Consider the following 16647-nt stretch of genomic DNA (forward strand, 5'->3'; position numbering starts at 1 on the left):
TTATGATATCATGTAAAAATAAGAATGATTTAATAATAGATTTATATAAAAGACATGGTGACCCATCATCAACAATATTAACACCAGTCTCTTTTTTGAATTCAATACCCGAGAAACTGAAAGATGTATATACATCAGATAGCTTATCGAGAGTAGGATATTTTGAGATTACACCAAATGAAAAAATAAAAAAACTATTTAAAGAGAAGAAAATATCAGAGGAAGAATATCAAGATTTTAAGTCTAGAATTTATTTGATTTCAGGCTTATCAGAAGACAAACAATTTTTCATAGTTGATGAGAATATGAACTTTTCTTTTAAAGATGATGAAGTAGTTTTTTTTGATAAACAAATAACAAATCTTACTGCAAATAACAATAAGTTAATAGATAGTTTATTCAGAAATTATTTAATTCCAGTTTCAAAAGTTACTAAGGATTTTATATATAAAGATACAGTGTCTTTAAGATTTTATCCAGATGCTAATTATTTTGACTATCCTGAGTCAAATAAAAATGTTGAATTGAAAAATAGATTACAATTAATTACGGAAGAATCATCTTATTTTTATGGAGAGTTTTCAGCAAGTCCAAAAGAACAATTTAAAGTAAGAGTAAATAAAGACGGTTTTTTCGGAGATGAATTTAAATTCTCAAATCAGAACCAAAAGTTCTCGAATGCTTTTTATGATTCTTATTTGTTAAAGGATGATGTAAAAATTGGAAAAGAGTTCTATGTAATTGACACTTTAATATTAGACCCTAAATTTCAGTTGAAGCTCAAAAAGAACAATAAAATCAAACAGTTTGGTTTTAGACCAGGGTTTAAAATGAAAGATTATGGAATAGAAAATTTAGAAGGAGATAAAAATAAGGTTTCTAGTTTATTTATTGGAAATCAAAAACTTTTATTACTTGATTTCTGGGGAACTTGGTGTGAACCTTGTAAAGAGCTTACACCTAGACTTATTCAATTAAATAAATCACTCAATGACAATTTGGGTTTAGTTAGTGTAGCTTATCAAGAGGATATTGAACCTGTAAAAAAGTATAATTTAGATAATGATATTAAATGGTTTAATGGTATTGTCAAAGAGAAGCCAAAAACTAATAATATTTCTAAATCTCCTTTAATTAGAGAGTTAAGGATTATTGGTTATCCTACTTTTATTTTAGTAGATAAAGAATTGAATATTTTATATAAGTCGTATGGTAATGATGAATCGTTTGATAGTTTAGTTCAATTTGTAAACAATTATTTAGAAAAATAATAAAAAAAATCAAAATATATAAAAGGAAGACATTAGATCTTATTATGTCTATAAAAAACAATAAGTTTTACTTAAATAATATTGAAAATGAAATTAAATTTTGAAATTAAAAGAGTTTTAAAAAAGAATGAATTAAAGAATATTTTAGGAGGATTAGCTCCGTCTTTTTCTCAAGGAGAATTCGCAACATGTGAAGCAAAATGCGCAGGAGGAGTTACTGTAAAGTGTACTGGTGCTGGGTGTGTAGCAGTCGATGGAGTTGGTTGTTTTACAGTTAGTGGAGGAAAAAAGAAAGAGTTAAAATGTTAGAATAACAAAGCATATTTTCTTGTAGAAAATAAAGAGGATTGAAAATTAGTTTTCAATCCTCTTTTATTAATTTTCAGAATATATAGTAGTAGCCATCTAAAGCAATTAAGTTTGAGTAGCGAATAAACTTAACGCTCTTCAACCATACTTTTTAAAGCGTTGTTCATACTATTAAAACCATTTTTCACGTCGGTATGTATCTTTTTCTTAAATAAAAGAATCAAAATCCCATTAAACTTTTCGCTTTGGATAAAAGTAGTGGTACCGTTGTTATTATCTTGAAGGTAGAATCGATGCTCACCATCGAATAACCCTTTAAAAAGTAATTTTCCTTTCCATTTTAATTCGATATTGGGATTGGATTCGAGAATTATAGGTTTAAATGTCATAGTTCCAATATTAACTTCGATAGTATTTCCAGTTTGAGGGACACCAACTATTGAAGAAATAAAAGGATTCCAACTAGGGTAGGTTTCAGAATCTAAAAGTACTTTCCAAATTTTTTCAGGAGTTGCTTTGATATGGATAGAAGTTGTGATTTCTGTATGCATAAAAATAGTTTTATGAATACAAATTTCAAGAAGAATACAATTGTTCTACTTGATATAAATCAAGAATTAATTTTTTTACGAATTCTACTTAAAGTTTCAGGTGTCATACCTAGCATTGAAGCTAAGTATTGTAAAGGTACTTCGTTAAATAATATTTTATTTTGATTGAAGAATTTAAGGTAGCGTTCTTCTGTATTTAAAGATAAATGATCAAAAACACGATCTTCTAATGTTGAAAAACAAGAAGAAATAAAATTTTTCTCTACGTTATACCAGTTCGGTATTTTGTTGCTCAGTTGCTTATAATCTTCTTTAGAAATGGTATATAAAGTACAATCTGTTAAAGCTTGCATATTCCAGCGTGATCTTTGATCAAAAAAGAAACTATGTAAGTCTGTAATAAAATAACTACTAGTAGTAATCCATTGTGTAACTTCTTTGTCTTTTACATTTGCAAAAACACGAATATATCCATGTTCAACAAAGCTTAATTTTTTACAATATTGCTTTTTTTTAACAAAATAACTGTCCTTATTTAATTGATGTCTTAAAAATAAATGTTCAATAGCTTTAAATTCATCAGAAGTAATTCCAAAATAAGATCGAAGCTGTTGTTGTAAAGAAAGCATATACGAAATTAGGTTAATCGATAGTTAAAGCTAAAAATATTTTTTCACACATAAAAAAGCTATCTAAAAAGTTTCAATATTATCAATTTGAAATAAGAATAAATTGATGAAAAATTATCTTTCAGATAGCCTTGTTAATCTATTTAATTTAGAAAAATTAATTTTCAGAATATGTAATCGCTGCTTTAATAAAGCTTAAGAATAAAGGATGCGGATTTAAAACTGTGCTCTTATATTCTGGATGGTATTGTACTCCAACAAACCAAGGATGATTTGGGATTTCAACAACTTCTACAAGTCCAGTTTTAGGATTTATACCAGTTGCCTTCATACCTGCAGCTTCAATTTGCTCTTTGTAGTCACTATTAAATTCATACCTATGGCGATGTCTTTCACTTATTGCAAGAGAATTATAAGCTTCAAAAGCTTTAGAATTTTTAATCAATTCACAATCCCATGCTCCTAAACGCATCGTACCTCCCATGTTGGTAATATCTTTCTGCTCTTCCATTAAATTAATCACAGGAGCAGAAGTTTCTTCATTCATTTCAGTTGAATTTGCATCAGATAAATTTAATACGTTTCTAGCGAATTCAATAACTGCCATTTGCATTCCTAAACAAATTCCTAAGAAAGGAATGTTATTTTCTCTAGCATATTTAACAGCTTCAATTTTACCTTCAATTCCACGTTCACCAAAACCAGGAGCAACTAACATACCATTTAAACCTTCTAAATGTTCTTTGATATTGTCAACAGATAACTCTTCAGAATGAATCCAACGAATATTAACTTTAGCGTCGTGAGTAGAACCAGCATGAATAAATGCTTCAGTAATCGATTTATAAGAATCGTGTAATTCTACATATTTTCCAATTAACCCAATTTCTAAAGTGCGTTTTGGGTTCTTATACTTTTTAACGAAACAGTTCCAATCAACAAGTTCTGGTTGTTTTTCTGTAGAAAGATCTAGTTTATTTAAAACTACACGATCTAAACCTTCTTCAAACATTAAATTAGGAACATCGTATATTGTTTCAGCATCTAAAGATTGAATCACATCTTCTTTCTTTACATTACAGAACAAAGCAAGTTTTCTCTTAATGTCTTCAGAAATTTCATGTTCAGATCTACATACTAAGATATTCGGACCAATACCGCTTTGCATTAACATTTTTACAGAGTGTTGTGTTGGCTTAGTCTTTAATTCACCTGCAGCAGCTAAATAAGGGACTAATGTTAAATGAATAACAATAGCGTTGTCTTCACCAAGTTCCCATTGTAATTGACGAACAGCTTCTATGTAAGGTAATGATTCAATATCACCAACAGTTCCACCAATTTCAGTAATTACAATATCATAATCGCCAGTATTTCCTAAAATCTTAATACGATGTTTAATTTCATCAGTAATATGAGGAATAACCTGAACAGTCTTTCCTAAGAAATCTCCTCTTCTTTCTTTATTAATTACAGATTGGTATATTCTACCAGTTGTAACATTATTAGCTTGTGAAGTAGGAATGTTTAAAAAGCGCTCATAGTGACCTAAATCTAAGTCCGTTTCTGCCCCGTCATCTGTAACATAGCATTCCCCATGTTCATATGGATTCAAAGTACCTGGATCTATATTAATATAAGGATCTAGTTTTTGAATTGTAACAGAGTATCCACGTTCTTGAAGTAACTTAGCTAAAGAAGCTGCAATAATTCCTTTACCAAGTGACGAAGTTACACCACCTGTTACGAATACATATTTAGTGTTGTTCATGTAGTATTAGGTTTGCGCAAAAGTAATAACAATGATAGATTTTGCAACGAAAAAGTGTAAAAAAATGTGTGAAAATCAGTCTAAAAAAAATATTCTAAAAAAAAACTTTTTAAGATTTGTCAGAACGAAAAACTGTTGTATATTTGCCCACGCTTTTAGCAGTCGAATTTCACTATTAGCAAAAGATAAGTTTAGAAAAATTTTAAGATTTATTTAAAATGAGTAAGAGAACCTACCAACCATCAAAAAGAAAGAGAAGAAACAAACACGGTTTCCGCGAAAGAATGGCTTCTGCTAATGGTAGAAAAGTATTAGCTAGAAGAAGAGCAAAAGGAAGAAAAAAATTATCAGTTTCATCTGAAACGAGACCAAAGAAATAATGATTGTTATTCAATTATATAGAGGTGTTACTTTTTATTAGTAACACCTTTTTTTATACCTAATCAATTTTATATTTTTACATAAACAACACAATACAACACAAATGCCTAAGAGAGAAGAACTAAAATCGATTTTAATTATTGGATCTGGACCGATTGTAATCGGACAAGCGTGTGAATTTGACTATTCAGGGTCGCAAGCGTTACGTTCGTTACGAGAAGATGGAATTGAAACGATATTAATCAATTCTAATCCTGCAACGATAATGACTGATCCTTCAATGGCGGATCACGTTTACTTATTGCCTCTTAATACTCGTTCTATAATTAAAATTTTAAAAGAACACCCACAAATAGATGCAGTTTTACCAACTATGGGAGGTCAAACAGCATTAAACTTATGTATCGAGGCTGATGAAAAAGGTATTTGGGAAGATTTTGGAGTAGAGATTATCGGAGTAGATATTGATGCTATTAATATCACAGAAGATAGAGAGAAGTTTAGAGAGTTAATGGAAACTATCGATGTACCGATGGCACCACAAGCTACAGCTACTTCATATTTAAAAGGTAAAGAAATAGCTCAAGAGTTTGGTTTTCCATTATGTATTAGAGCGTCATTTACATTAGGTGGAGCAGGAGCTTCTATCGTATATAATGAAGAAGAGTTTGAAAAATCATTAACTAGAGGTTTAGAGATTTCTCCAATCCACGAAGTTATGATTGATAAAGCCATGATGGGATGGAAAGAATACGAGTTAGAATTACTTCGTGATGATAATGATAATGTTGTTATTATCTGTTCTATCGAAAATATGGATCCAATGGGAATTCATACTGGTGATTCAATTACAGTTGCTCCAGCAATGACATTATCTGATAAAACATATCAGAAAATGCGTGATATGGCAATTAAAATGATGCGTAGTATTGGTGAATTTGCAGGTGGATGTAATGTACAGTTCGCAGTTTCTCCAGATGAGAAAGAAGATATCATTGCAATTGAAATTAATCCACGTGTATCTCGTTCTTCTGCTTTAGCAAGTAAGGCAACAGGATATCCAATTGCAAAAATCGCTTCTAAATTAGCAATCGGTTATACTTTAGATGAATTAGATAACCAAATTACAAAGTCTACTTCTGCATTATTTGAGCCAACTTTAGATTATGTAATCGTGAAAATCCCTCGTTGGAATTTTGATAAGTTCGAAGGTTCTGATAGAACTTTAGGATTACAAATGAAAGCAGTAGGAGAAGTAATGGGAATTGGACGTTCGTTCCAAGAAGCGTTACACAAAGCAACTCAATCTTTAGAGATTAAGCGTAATGGTTTAGGAGCAGACGGAAAAGGATATAAAGATTATAACCAAGTAATAGATAAATTAACTCACGCAAGTTGGGATCGTGTTTTTGCAATCTACGATGCTATTGCTATGGGAATTCCTTTAAGTAAGATTTACGATATCACTAAGATTGATATGTGGTATTTAAAACAATACGAAGAGTTATTCCACTTAGAGAAGGAAATTTCTACATATACAATTGATACTTTAGATAGAGAGTTATTACTTGAAGCTAAACAAAAAGGATATGGAGACCGTCAGATCGCTCACATGTTAAACTGTTTAGAAAGTGAAGTATATAAGAAACGTGAAGATTACAAAATCAAACGTGTTTATAAATTAGTTGATACTTGTGCTGCTGAATTTAAAGCACAAACTCCTTACTACTATTCAACATTCGAGCAAGAGATTGAAACTGCTGATGGAGAACGTTATGTAGCAAATGAGAGTAAAGTATCTGACAAGAAAAAGATTATCGTTTTAGGTTCAGGACCAAACCGTATCGGTCAAGGTATTGAATTTGATTATTGTTGTGTTCACGGAGTTTATGCAGCAAAAGAAGCTGGTTACGAAACAATCATGATTAACTGTAACCCAGAAACTGTTTCTACAGATTTTGATACAGCTGATAAGTTATACTTCGAGCCTGTTTTCTGGGAGCACATCTACGATATCATTAAGCATGAGAAACCAGAAGGTGTAATTGTTCAGTTAGGTGGACAAACTGCTTTAAAATTAGCTGAGAAATTAGATCGTTACGGAATTCCAATTATTGGAACAAGTTACAAAGCGTTAGATTTAGCGGAAGATAGAGGAAGTTTCTCAACATTATTAAAAGAAAACAACATTCCTTATCCAGAATTTGGTGTGGCAGAAAATGCTGATGAGGCATTAAAGTTGGCAGATGAGTTGGATTTTCCAATTTTAGTACGTCCTTCATATGTATTAGGAGGTCAAGGAATGAAGATTGTAATTAATAAAGAAGAGTTATTAGAGCATGTAGTAGATTTATTGCGTAAGATTCCAAATAACAAATTATTATTAGATCACTATTTAGAAGGAGCAATTGAAGCAGAAGCTGATGCAATTTGCGATGGAGAAAATGTGTACATCATCGGAATTATGGAGCACATTGAGCCATGTGGAATTCACTCAGGAGATTCTAATGCTACATTACCTGCTTTTAACTTAGGTGAGTTAGTATTAGATCAAATAAGAGAGTATACAAAAACAATAGCACTAGCATTAGATACTGTTGGATTAATTAATATTCAGTTTGCTATTAAAGATGATAAAGTATACATCATTGAAGCAAACCCTAGAGCATCTAGAACTGTTCCGTTTATAGCAAAAGCTTATAAAGAACCTTATGTAAACTACGCTACGAAGGTAATGTTAGGAGATAAAAAAGTGACTGATTTTGATTTTAATCCACAGTTGGAAGGGTTTGCAATCAAGCAACCGGTATTCTCTTTTAATAAATTTCCAAATGTAAATAAGAATCTAGGACCAGAAATGAAGAGTACAGGAGAGAGCATTTTATTTATAGATAATTTAAGAGACGATGATTTCTACGATTTATATTCTAGAAGAAAAATGTATTTAAGCAAATAATAATTACTGCATAAAAATCAAAAACCTGAAAAGTTAATTTTCAGGTTTTTTTTTGTCTTTTTTTAACAGAAACTTAACTTGTTGTATATGCAACTAAATTAAACCTTAGCTGTAATTTTGCGTCCTATAAATAGCTTTTATGGGATTAGAAAATACATTAGCACCTTGGTTAGGTAAAACAACGAAAATGATTGATAATCATATTCAAGATATATTTCATGAGCAAGATATTAAGCTTACGAAAACACAATGGATATTGTTGAAGAAATTAGACGAGAAAGATGGTGTGCCACAACAAGAGTTAGCATTTTTAACAGGACGAGATAAAACCTCATTAACTCGTTTAATAAATACTATGGAAAAGAAGAGTTTGGTAGCAAGAATCCCATCAAAATTAGATAAGAGAATTAACCATATTTTTTTAACTAAAAAAGGAGAATTATTATTTAAAGAAACATTACCAATTATAGAAGACTTTGCACAGTCGTTACAAGAAAATATTTCTGAGGAAGAGATAAAAGCAACAATAAAAGTCATCAAAAAAGTACAAGAAAATTTAATAGCTAAATCAGATAACAGTTGTATTAGCAACTAAATATAAACATGAGAAAACTAATCATATCAATAGGAGTAGGAATATTAATCTTAGCCTTAGCAGTAATTATATCAAAACGATTTGAAAGTAGTAAAAAGACGCCGAAAAAAAAGGCAACAAAAGTAGAAAAAACCGTTTTTGTTGAATCAGTTAAAAACAGTGAAATTCCAATTAAGATTACTGCAAATGGTAATTTAATAGCAAAAAATAAAGTAGATATTTATTCTGAAGTTCAAGGAGTTTTACAAACTGCTGGAAAGGATTTTAGAGTAGGAACTTCATATAAAAAAGGACAAACTTTATTAAGAATAAATAATCAAGAGTTTTATGCTTCTATACAATCTCAAAGAAGCTCTTTACAGAATTTAATAGCTTCTGTAATGCCAGACATTCGATTAGATTATTCTGAATCTTTCCAAGCTTGGGATACTTATTTAAAAAACTTTGATATTAATTCAACTTTAAAACCATTACCAGAACCAAAGTCAGATAAAGAAAAGTACTTCATTTCAGGTAAGAATATTTATACAACGTTCTATAACATTAAAAATTTAGAAGTTCATTTAGGAAAATATAATATTAGAGCTCCTTTTAATGGAATTTTAACTGAAGCTTTAGTTACTAATGGAACTTTAGTAAGATCTGGACAAAGAATGGGTGAGTTTATCGATACTTCGGTATTAGAGCTTCCTTTGTCAGTAAGTGCAAGTTTTGCTGATCTTTTAGAGAAAGGAAAAAAAGTAGTTTTATATAATCTTGAAAAAACAAAAACTTGGGAAGGAATAGTAACCAGAATTAATGGGAAAATAGATCAAACTTCACAAACTGTTCAGGTTTTTATTGAGGTAAAAGGAAAAGGTTTACGTGAAGGGATGTATTTAGAAGCGAGTGTTGCTACAAAATCTGTTCAAGATGCTTTAGAAATCAACAGAAAGTTATTGGTAGAAAATAAAGCTGTTTATGTAGTTAACAACAATCAATTAGATTTGGTAGATATTAATCCTGTTCATTTTAATGAAAATACAGTTATTATAAAAGGATTGGCAAATGGAACACAGTTAGTTTCAAAGCCTGTTCCAGGAGCTTATGCTGGTATGCCAGTGAAATTATTTTCTGAAACAAAACAAGAAGTAAAAAAGTAAGGAATGAAGAAAATAATAGCATATTTTATTAAGTATCCTGTTGCGGTAAACATTATTATAATTGCTTTTGTAATTTTAGGATACTTTGGTTTTTCAACCTTAAAATCATCATTCTTTCCTTTAACAAGAGCAAAGTTTATCAATATTAATGTTGTGTATCCGGGTGCTTCTCCTCAAGAAATAGAAGAAGGAGTTGTACTTAAAATAGAAGACAATTTAAAAGGTTTAGTTGGAGTAGATCGAGTTACATCTACATCTTCTGAAAATTCTGCTAGTATTCGAGTAGAAACGCTTAAAGATTACGATATAAATGTAGTTTTAGCTGATGTGAAGAATGCGGTTGATAAAGTTCCGAATTTTCCTACAGGAATGGAACCTCCAGTTGTAGCCAAAGTTGAAAATGTTGCGGAGACCATAAGTTTCGTAGTTACTGGAGATAAAATTCCATTAAAATCATTAAAAGATATTGCAAGAAATATAGAAAATGATATTCGTAGAATTGATGGAATTTCTCAAATAACAGTTTCAGGTTATCCTGCTGAAGAAATAGAAATAGCAGTTCGAGAGAATGATTTAATCGCTTATAATTTAACTTTTAATCAAGTTGCAAGTGCAGTTTCTGCATCAAATATTTTAACTACAGGAGGTTCTGTAAAAACAGACGCTGAAGAATATTTAATTAGAGCGAATAATAGATCGTACTACGGAGATGAGTTAGATAATTTGGTAGTTAGAGCAGATGTTTCTGGAAGAATTATCCGATTAAAAGATGTAGCTACAGTTAGAGATATTTGGAATGAAACCCCAAATAGAAACTATTATAATGGAAATTTAGCGGTAAGAGTACAGGTAAGTAATACAAACAATGAAGATCTTTTAAGTTCGGCTAAGAAAATTAATGAGTATGTAGAAAAGTTTAATGAAGAGCATGATACTGTTAAAGTAGAAATTACACGAGATTCTTCTATCACTTTAAATCAACGTACCGAACTATTATTTAAAAATGCTTGGCAAGGAATGTTGTTAGTAATGTTGTTTTTATCATTATTCTTACGTCCACGATTAGCATTTTGGGTAGCAGCAGGTTTACCAGTAGCATTCTTTGGAATGTTTATGTTAGCAGGATATTTCAATATTACAATTAATGTGTTATCATTATTCGGTATGATTATCGTAATCGGAATTTTGGTGGATGATGGAATTGTAATATCCGAGAATATTTATCATCATTTCGAGCAAGGTAAAAATCCAATTCGTGCAGCAATTGATGGAACTATGGAAGTTGTTCCTCCAATTATTTCAGCAATAACAACAACAGTTTTAGCTTTTTCGGTTTTCTTCTTTTTAGATGGTAATATTGGAGAGTTCTTTGGGGAAGTAGCAACAGTAGTAGCGCTTACATTAATTCTTTCTTTGGTGGAAGCATTAATAATTCTTCCTGCTCACGTAGCACATTCCAAATCCTTAGACAGAAATCAAAAATTATATACACTAAACAAATACGCAGAAATCGCTATGGATTTTATGCGTGATAATATTTATGCGCCAGCATTAAAATTTGTTCTAAATTATAAAGTAATAGGTTTAGTAATTCCTTTCGCATTATTATTAATTACTACAGGTGCATTTAAAGGTGGTATTATTAGAGGAACATTTTTTCCGTCTATAGCAAGTGATCGTGTTTCAGTAAATCTAACAATGCCTCAAGGAACTAATGAGAAAATTACAGATAGTATTATTTCTGTTGTTGAGGCTAAAGTTTGGGAAGTGGAGAAAGAGTTTACAGAAAAATATGGAGTTGATGGAGAACCAGTTGTAGAAAATATATTAAAACAAATTGGTCCAGGTTCTGCTCAAGCTTCTCTGCGAATTAATTTATTACCAGGTGAAGAAAGAACTTTTAGCTCTAGAGAAATCACAAATGTAATTCGTGATAGAGTAGGAGAGGTTTATGGAGTAGAATCTTTAACATTTGGTTCAGGAGGAAATTTTGGAGGAAGTCCAGTTTCTGTTTCTTTATTAAGTAATAATATAAAAGAACTAAAAGCAGCTAAATTAGAACTGAAAGAAGAACTGAAAAAAAATCAAGAGCTAAAAGATGTTACTGATAATGATCCGCAAGGGATTAAAGAAATTAAGATTCAATTAAAAGACAACGCATATCTCTTAGGTTTGAATTTAAATGAAGTAATGTCTCAAATTAGAAGTGGTTTCTTTGGTAGACAAGCACAACGTTTTCAAAGAGGACAAGATGAAATTAAAGTTTGGGTGCGTTACGATAAGAAAGAACGTTCATCTATTAAAAACTTAGATGAAATGCGAATCGCAACTCCTTCAGGAAATAGAGTTCCTTTAGCTGAAATAGCGACTTATGAGATTGAAAGAGGAGAGATTTCAATAAATCATCTTGAAGGACAGCGAGAGATTAAGGTAGAGGCAGATATGAAAGATGCACAAGCGAGTGCAACAGACGCTTTAACAGATATTCAAGAACGAATAATGCCAGAAATCACAGCAAAATATCCTTCAGTAACTGCTTTATATGAAGGTCAAAATAGAGAAGCGTCAAAAGTTTCAGGGTCAGCAGCAGTTGTAGGACCAGTTATTTTATTGTTAATCTACATTGTTATTGTATTTACATTCCGTTCTTACGGACAACCTTTTATGTTATTAATAATGGTTCCTTTTAGTTTAATTGGAGTTGCTTGGGGACATTATTTTCATGGTTTCGCAGTAAATATTTTATCTCTTTTAGGAATCATTGCTTTAATCGGTATTATGGTAAATGACGGTTTAGTACTGATTAGTAAATTCAACAGTTATTTAAAAGAAGGATTAAAGTATGAAGAGGCTTTATTTGCAGCTGGAAAATCGAGATTTAGAGCTATTTTCTTAACGACAATTACTACAGTAGCTGGATTAGCACCTTTAATTTTTGAAGAAAGTAGACAAGCTCAGTTTTTAATTCCTATGGCAATTTCTATTGCGTATGGAATTGTAATAGCTACTTTCTTAACATTACTAACATTACCAGTTTTACTTTCAATATCTAATTATGCAAAAGTATACGTGAAATGGTTCTGGGAAGGGAAAAAACCAAGTAGAGAAGAGGTAGAAAGAGCTATAAAAGAATTAAAATCAGAAAGTGAAGAAATTAGCATAAAAGAGATATAAATGAGAAATAAAATAGGAATCATATTAGGATTTTTAATAACGGGTTATTCTTTTCATGCTCAAGAATTATTAAGTAAAGAAAAGGCGGTAGAGTTAACGTTAGAAAATAATTACGATATACGAATTACTAAGAATAATTTAGAAACAGCTAAAAACAATAAAAGTATTTATAATAGTGGTTATTTACCTACTGTTACTGGAAATGCTGGAGCAAATTATACAAATAATGATACAGATCTTGAATTCCAAGATGGTACTATTAATTCTGTTACTGGAGCAGAATCTAAATCGTATAATGCTTCGGTTGGATTAAACTACACCCTTTTTAACGGGTTTAATAGAAAGAATACTTTTAAAAGGTTAAAAGAAAGTTATAATTTAACCGAATTACAGGCTCGTCAAGTAATGGAAAATACGTTAATTACGTTGTTTATTGCTTATTATGAAGTTGGAAGATTAACAGAAAATGAAAGTACTCAAAAACAAGCATTAACGATATCAAAAGAGCGTTTAAAAAGAGCCAAGTATAGTTTTGATTATGGACAAAGTACAAAGCTCGAAGTTTTAAATGCTGAAGTTGATGTGAACAATGATAGTATAACTTATATCGATGTAAAAAGACAATTAAATAATGCTAAAAGAGATTTAAATGTCGTTTTAGGTAGAAAAGTAAATACACCTGTTACTGTAGATACTAATGTCTTGTATAATGAAGATTTGGTGTTTAATACTATTTTATCTCAAGCCAATGCTAATAATGCTAATTTATTGCAATCTCAAAAGAATATAGAACTAAGTAAGTTAGATGTAAAAATTAATCAATCTGGTTGGATGCCAAACGTGAGTTTAACAAGTTCTTATGCTTGGAATAAAAGTAATAGTGATGCAACAAATGCATTTAGTCCAATAAGTAATACTAGAACAGGTTTAAATGCAGGCGTAAATTTATCTTGGAATATATTCGATGGAGGTAGAACTAGGACAAACGTAACCAATGCAAGAATAGCTTTAGATACACAGGAGATTCGTAAAAATCAATTAAAAGAACAATTAGAAAGAGATGTAAATAATGCCTGGGAAACTTATCAAAACAGTTTGTTTTCACTTAAGGTTCAAGAGCAAAATGTGCAAACCAATAAATTAAATTTTGAGCGTTCAAATGAGCGATATAAATTAGGTCAAATTTCATCAATAGATTTTCGACAAGCACAAATAAATCTTATAAATGCAGAGCTAAATAGAAATAATGCTAAATATGTAGCTAAAAATGCAGAACTTCAGTTGTTACAATTAGCAGGAAGTTTGCTTGAAAATAATAACTTTTAATAGTTGTAAAATAAATACATAATAAAAAAATCCGAAGTTTAACTTCGGATTTTTAGCGTTAATACTTCACCCTTTCAATTAAAAGAAACCTCCGCCACCTTGTTTCTCGTTACTATCTCTTCGTCTTCTTGATTTAGCTTTGTTTTTACCACCACCAAACCTATAATTAAAGCCTAAGTATGCCGTTCTACTCTCCCATTTAAATCTACCGTTTTGAACAAATGGATTACTAGATTGAAATTGGAAACGCATCGTATTAAAAATATCATTTACTCTAAAAGTAATATTACCTTGTCCTTTAAATACAGTATAATTTGCGCCTAAGTTTACCATTTTCATTGGGTCTACTTTCCATTGAATATCTTCTTGTGCGCCACGATACATTGCAAATAATTGTAAACGTAGTTTTTTTGATACCGTAAAACTATTACTAATTCGAGCATTAAAAACTTCGTTTTGAACTTCTAATCTCTGAGCGTTAGGATTATTTAAATCTGCAATACCAAATTGTTTCTGAGAATAAAAATCAGCACTTGCATTTGCTCTCCACCAATTAGCAATTTTATAATTAGCAGAAAGTTCAATTCCGTATGCATCTGTATCGTCAAAGTTTTGGAATGTTAGTAATTGACGAACATCAGAAACATCTGTAGGATCTTTATATGTAACTCTAGAAATAACATCATTAATATTTCTATAGAAAGTTCCTAAAGTGATAGATCCTCCTTTAATTCTTCTTGTATAATTTAATTCAAGTGAGTTAGTGAATTGCGGAACTAAATTCTCATTACCAATAGAAGTGATTAAAGGTGTACTCCATTCTCTAATAGGGTTTACTTGTTGTATACTTGGTCGATCAACTCTTCTACTATAACTTAATTGAAATTGATTCTTTTCAGAAGGATTGTAGGTAAAGAAAGCAGAAGGATAAATAGAGAATATGTCATCGGTTACAACTTCAGTTGTTAGAACAGAATTATCATCTAACCCTGTAAAATTCCCTTCAATTTCATATTGTTCTATACGTGCACCTAATTGCATCTTTAGTTTACCAAATTGATGGCCGTAATTTACATAACCAGAGTAAATTTTTCTATCATAAGTAAAACTAGAGTTTCCTATAGGGGTAGTACCTGTAATTGTATTTCCTGTAAACACATGTCTTTCTTGATTAGTAATGTTTGTATTGTCAGTTTCATTACTTCTGTACTCTAAACCAACTTCTAATTTTCCTTTTTTAGAAATAGGATTTGTGTAATCTAAGTTTATTAAAATATTTTCCCCTTCGTTATTTATATCATTAGAATAGTTTAATAATCTATAATCTCTATCCGTAGAGTTTAATAATAAATCAGAATTATCTAAAAACTGTGGATTATTGTTTAAAGAGTAAGTAGTTTCAAATTCTATATTGTGTCCTTTATCATTAAAATCATGTTTATAGTTAATGTTATAGGTTTGATTGTGACTATCTGAGTTTTGAATGTTAGGTGAATTGTTTATTAATGAATTAGTATTATCAGTAATTAATACACGTCCGTTTCCAATAGTTTCAGCCCAATTCTGTGTTGTATATAAAGAAAAAGTGTTTTTATCGTCGATATATATATCTGCTCCAATTTTAAAAAGATGTGATTCATTATTGTTTTTGAAAAGAAAATCTTGAAGGTTTACTCCAGCTCTATTCACAAAACCAAAATTAAATTGTTTACCTCCATTAAATCCATAGTTACTGAAGAAATTTACTTTTCCAGTTTTATAATTCATATTAGTAGAAGCATTGTAACGAACATAATGCCCTGTTTCAACTCCAGTATTTAAAGAACCATTAAAACCAATATTTGCATTTTTATTTAAAATAATATTTATGATTCCACTCATTCCTTCAGGATTATATTTTGCAGAAGGATTTGTAATTAATTCTACACTTTTTATAGAAGAAGAAGGTAATTGTCTTAGCAATTGTGCTACAGGAACATTTGTAGGTCTTCCGTCTACTAAAACTCTAACATTTTCGTTACCACGCAAGCTAATATTTCCAGTTTGGCTGTCTACACTTACAGATTGTACGTTGTTTAATAATTCAGAAGCTGTTGCTCCGGCTGAAGTTAAATCTTTACCAACATTAATTACTTTTCTATCTACTTTTTGAACTACAGTAGAAGTTTCTGCCCTAATTTCTACCTCATCTAATGTAGTTGTATCTTCTTCTAAAGAAATTGTTCCTAGTTTAATATTTCTATTACCGCTTTTAATTGTAATTTCTTTACTGATAGTTTTATAACCAATAAATTGAACTTCTAAAATACTTTTCCCTTCAGGAATTTTAGGAACATTAAATACTCCTTTCTCATCTGTAATACCACCAGTTATTACTTTTTTTGAAATATCTCTAATAATAATGTTAACATATGGAAGAGGTTCTTTTGAAGTTTTATCTATAACCTTACCACTAACTTTTCCTGGCCTGGGTAAATTTTCTTTTTTCATCTGAGAGAATGAAAATGTACTTATTAAAATAATGAATATGCATAGTGCTTTT

General features: G+C 30.3%; 12 protein-coding genes. 8 read left to right on the top strand and 4 right to left on the bottom strand.

From position 1 onward, the window contains the following. Positions 1–2: 2 nt before the first annotated feature. Positions 3–1271: a TlpA family protein disulfide reductase gene (locus ACSIGC_RS17315; protein ID WP_442266024.1), complete on the top strand. Its 1269-nt coding sequence runs from the start codon at positions 3–5 to the stop codon at positions 1269–1271. 87 nt (positions 1272–1358) lie between these two features. Beyond that, entirely contained in the window at positions 1359–1580 is a 222-nt protein-coding gene (locus ACSIGC_RS17320) for a hypothetical protein (protein WP_299679706.1), read from the top strand. Between the two features lie 128 nt (positions 1581–1708). On the opposite strand, the gene ACSIGC_RS17325 is transcribed toward ACSIGC_RS17320, so the two are convergent. From ACSIGC_RS17325 to ACSIGC_RS17335, 3 genes are all read right to left on the bottom strand, one after another. Beyond that, the gene (locus tag ACSIGC_RS17325) at positions 1709–2131 is read right to left on the bottom strand and encodes an SRPBCC domain-containing protein (protein ID WP_299679709.1); all 423 of its coding nucleotides are present in this window, start codon (positions 2129–2131) and stop codon (positions 1709–1711) included. A gap of 59 nt (positions 2132–2190) precedes the next feature. After that, the gene (locus ACSIGC_RS17330; RefSeq protein WP_299679712.1) at positions 2191–2760 is read right to left on the bottom strand and encodes a Crp/Fnr family transcriptional regulator; all 570 of its coding nucleotides are present in this window, start codon (positions 2758–2760) and stop codon (positions 2191–2193) included. Between the two features lie 157 nt (positions 2761–2917). Further along, on the bottom strand, positions 2918–4531 hold the full coding sequence (locus ACSIGC_RS17335; RefSeq protein ID WP_442266025.1) for a CTP synthase: 1614 nt from the start codon (positions 4529–4531) through the stop codon (positions 2918–2920). Positions 4532–4749: 218 nt separating this feature from the next. Between ACSIGC_RS17335 and rpmH the strand changes: the two genes are divergently transcribed. The 6 genes from rpmH to ACSIGC_RS17365 all read left to right on the top strand — a co-directional run bounded on the left by rpmH (position 4750) and on the right by ACSIGC_RS17365 (position 14105). Beyond that, positions 4750–4911: a 50S ribosomal protein L34 gene (rpmH, locus tag ACSIGC_RS17340; protein ID WP_095072834.1), complete on the top strand. Its 162-nt coding sequence runs from the start codon at positions 4750–4752 to the stop codon at positions 4909–4911. Between the two features lie 104 nt (positions 4912–5015). Further along, on the top strand, positions 5016–7868 hold the full coding sequence (carB, locus tag ACSIGC_RS17345) for a carbamoyl-phosphate synthase large subunit (RefSeq protein WP_442266026.1): 2853 nt from the start codon (positions 5016–5018) through the stop codon (positions 7866–7868). A 139-nt stretch (positions 7869–8007) separates the two neighbouring features. Then, positions 8008–8463 (top strand): MarR family winged helix-turn-helix transcriptional regulator, encoded by a 456-nt coding sequence (locus tag ACSIGC_RS17350; RefSeq protein ID WP_442266027.1) that lies wholly within the window; start codon positions 8008–8010, stop codon positions 8461–8463. A gap of 8 nt (positions 8464–8471) precedes the next feature. Then, positions 8472–9605 (top strand): efflux RND transporter periplasmic adaptor subunit, encoded by a 1134-nt coding sequence (locus ACSIGC_RS17355; protein WP_442266028.1) that lies wholly within the window; start codon positions 8472–8474, stop codon positions 9603–9605. A 3-nt stretch (positions 9606–9608) separates the two neighbouring features. Then, positions 9609–12779 (top strand): efflux RND transporter permease subunit, encoded by a 3171-nt coding sequence (locus ACSIGC_RS17360; protein WP_442266029.1) that lies wholly within the window; start codon positions 9609–9611, stop codon positions 12777–12779. After that, the gene (locus ACSIGC_RS17365) at positions 12780–14105 is read left to right on the top strand and encodes a TolC family protein (protein WP_442266030.1); all 1326 of its coding nucleotides are present in this window, start codon (positions 12780–12782) and stop codon (positions 14103–14105) included. It abuts the gene before it with no gap. 78 nt (positions 14106–14183) lie between these two features. On the opposite strand, the gene ACSIGC_RS17370 is transcribed toward ACSIGC_RS17365, so the two are convergent. Continuing rightward, the gene (locus ACSIGC_RS17370; RefSeq protein ID WP_442266031.1) at positions 14184–16595 is read right to left on the bottom strand and encodes a TonB-dependent receptor domain-containing protein; all 2412 of its coding nucleotides are present in this window, start codon (positions 16593–16595) and stop codon (positions 14184–14186) included. Between the last annotated feature and the right edge of the window lie 52 nt (positions 16596–16647).

It is taken from the genome of Tenacibaculum aquaeponti, from assembly GCF_052084715.1.
Classification (GTDB): Bacteria; Bacteroidota; Bacteroidia; order Flavobacteriales; family Flavobacteriaceae; genus Polaribacter.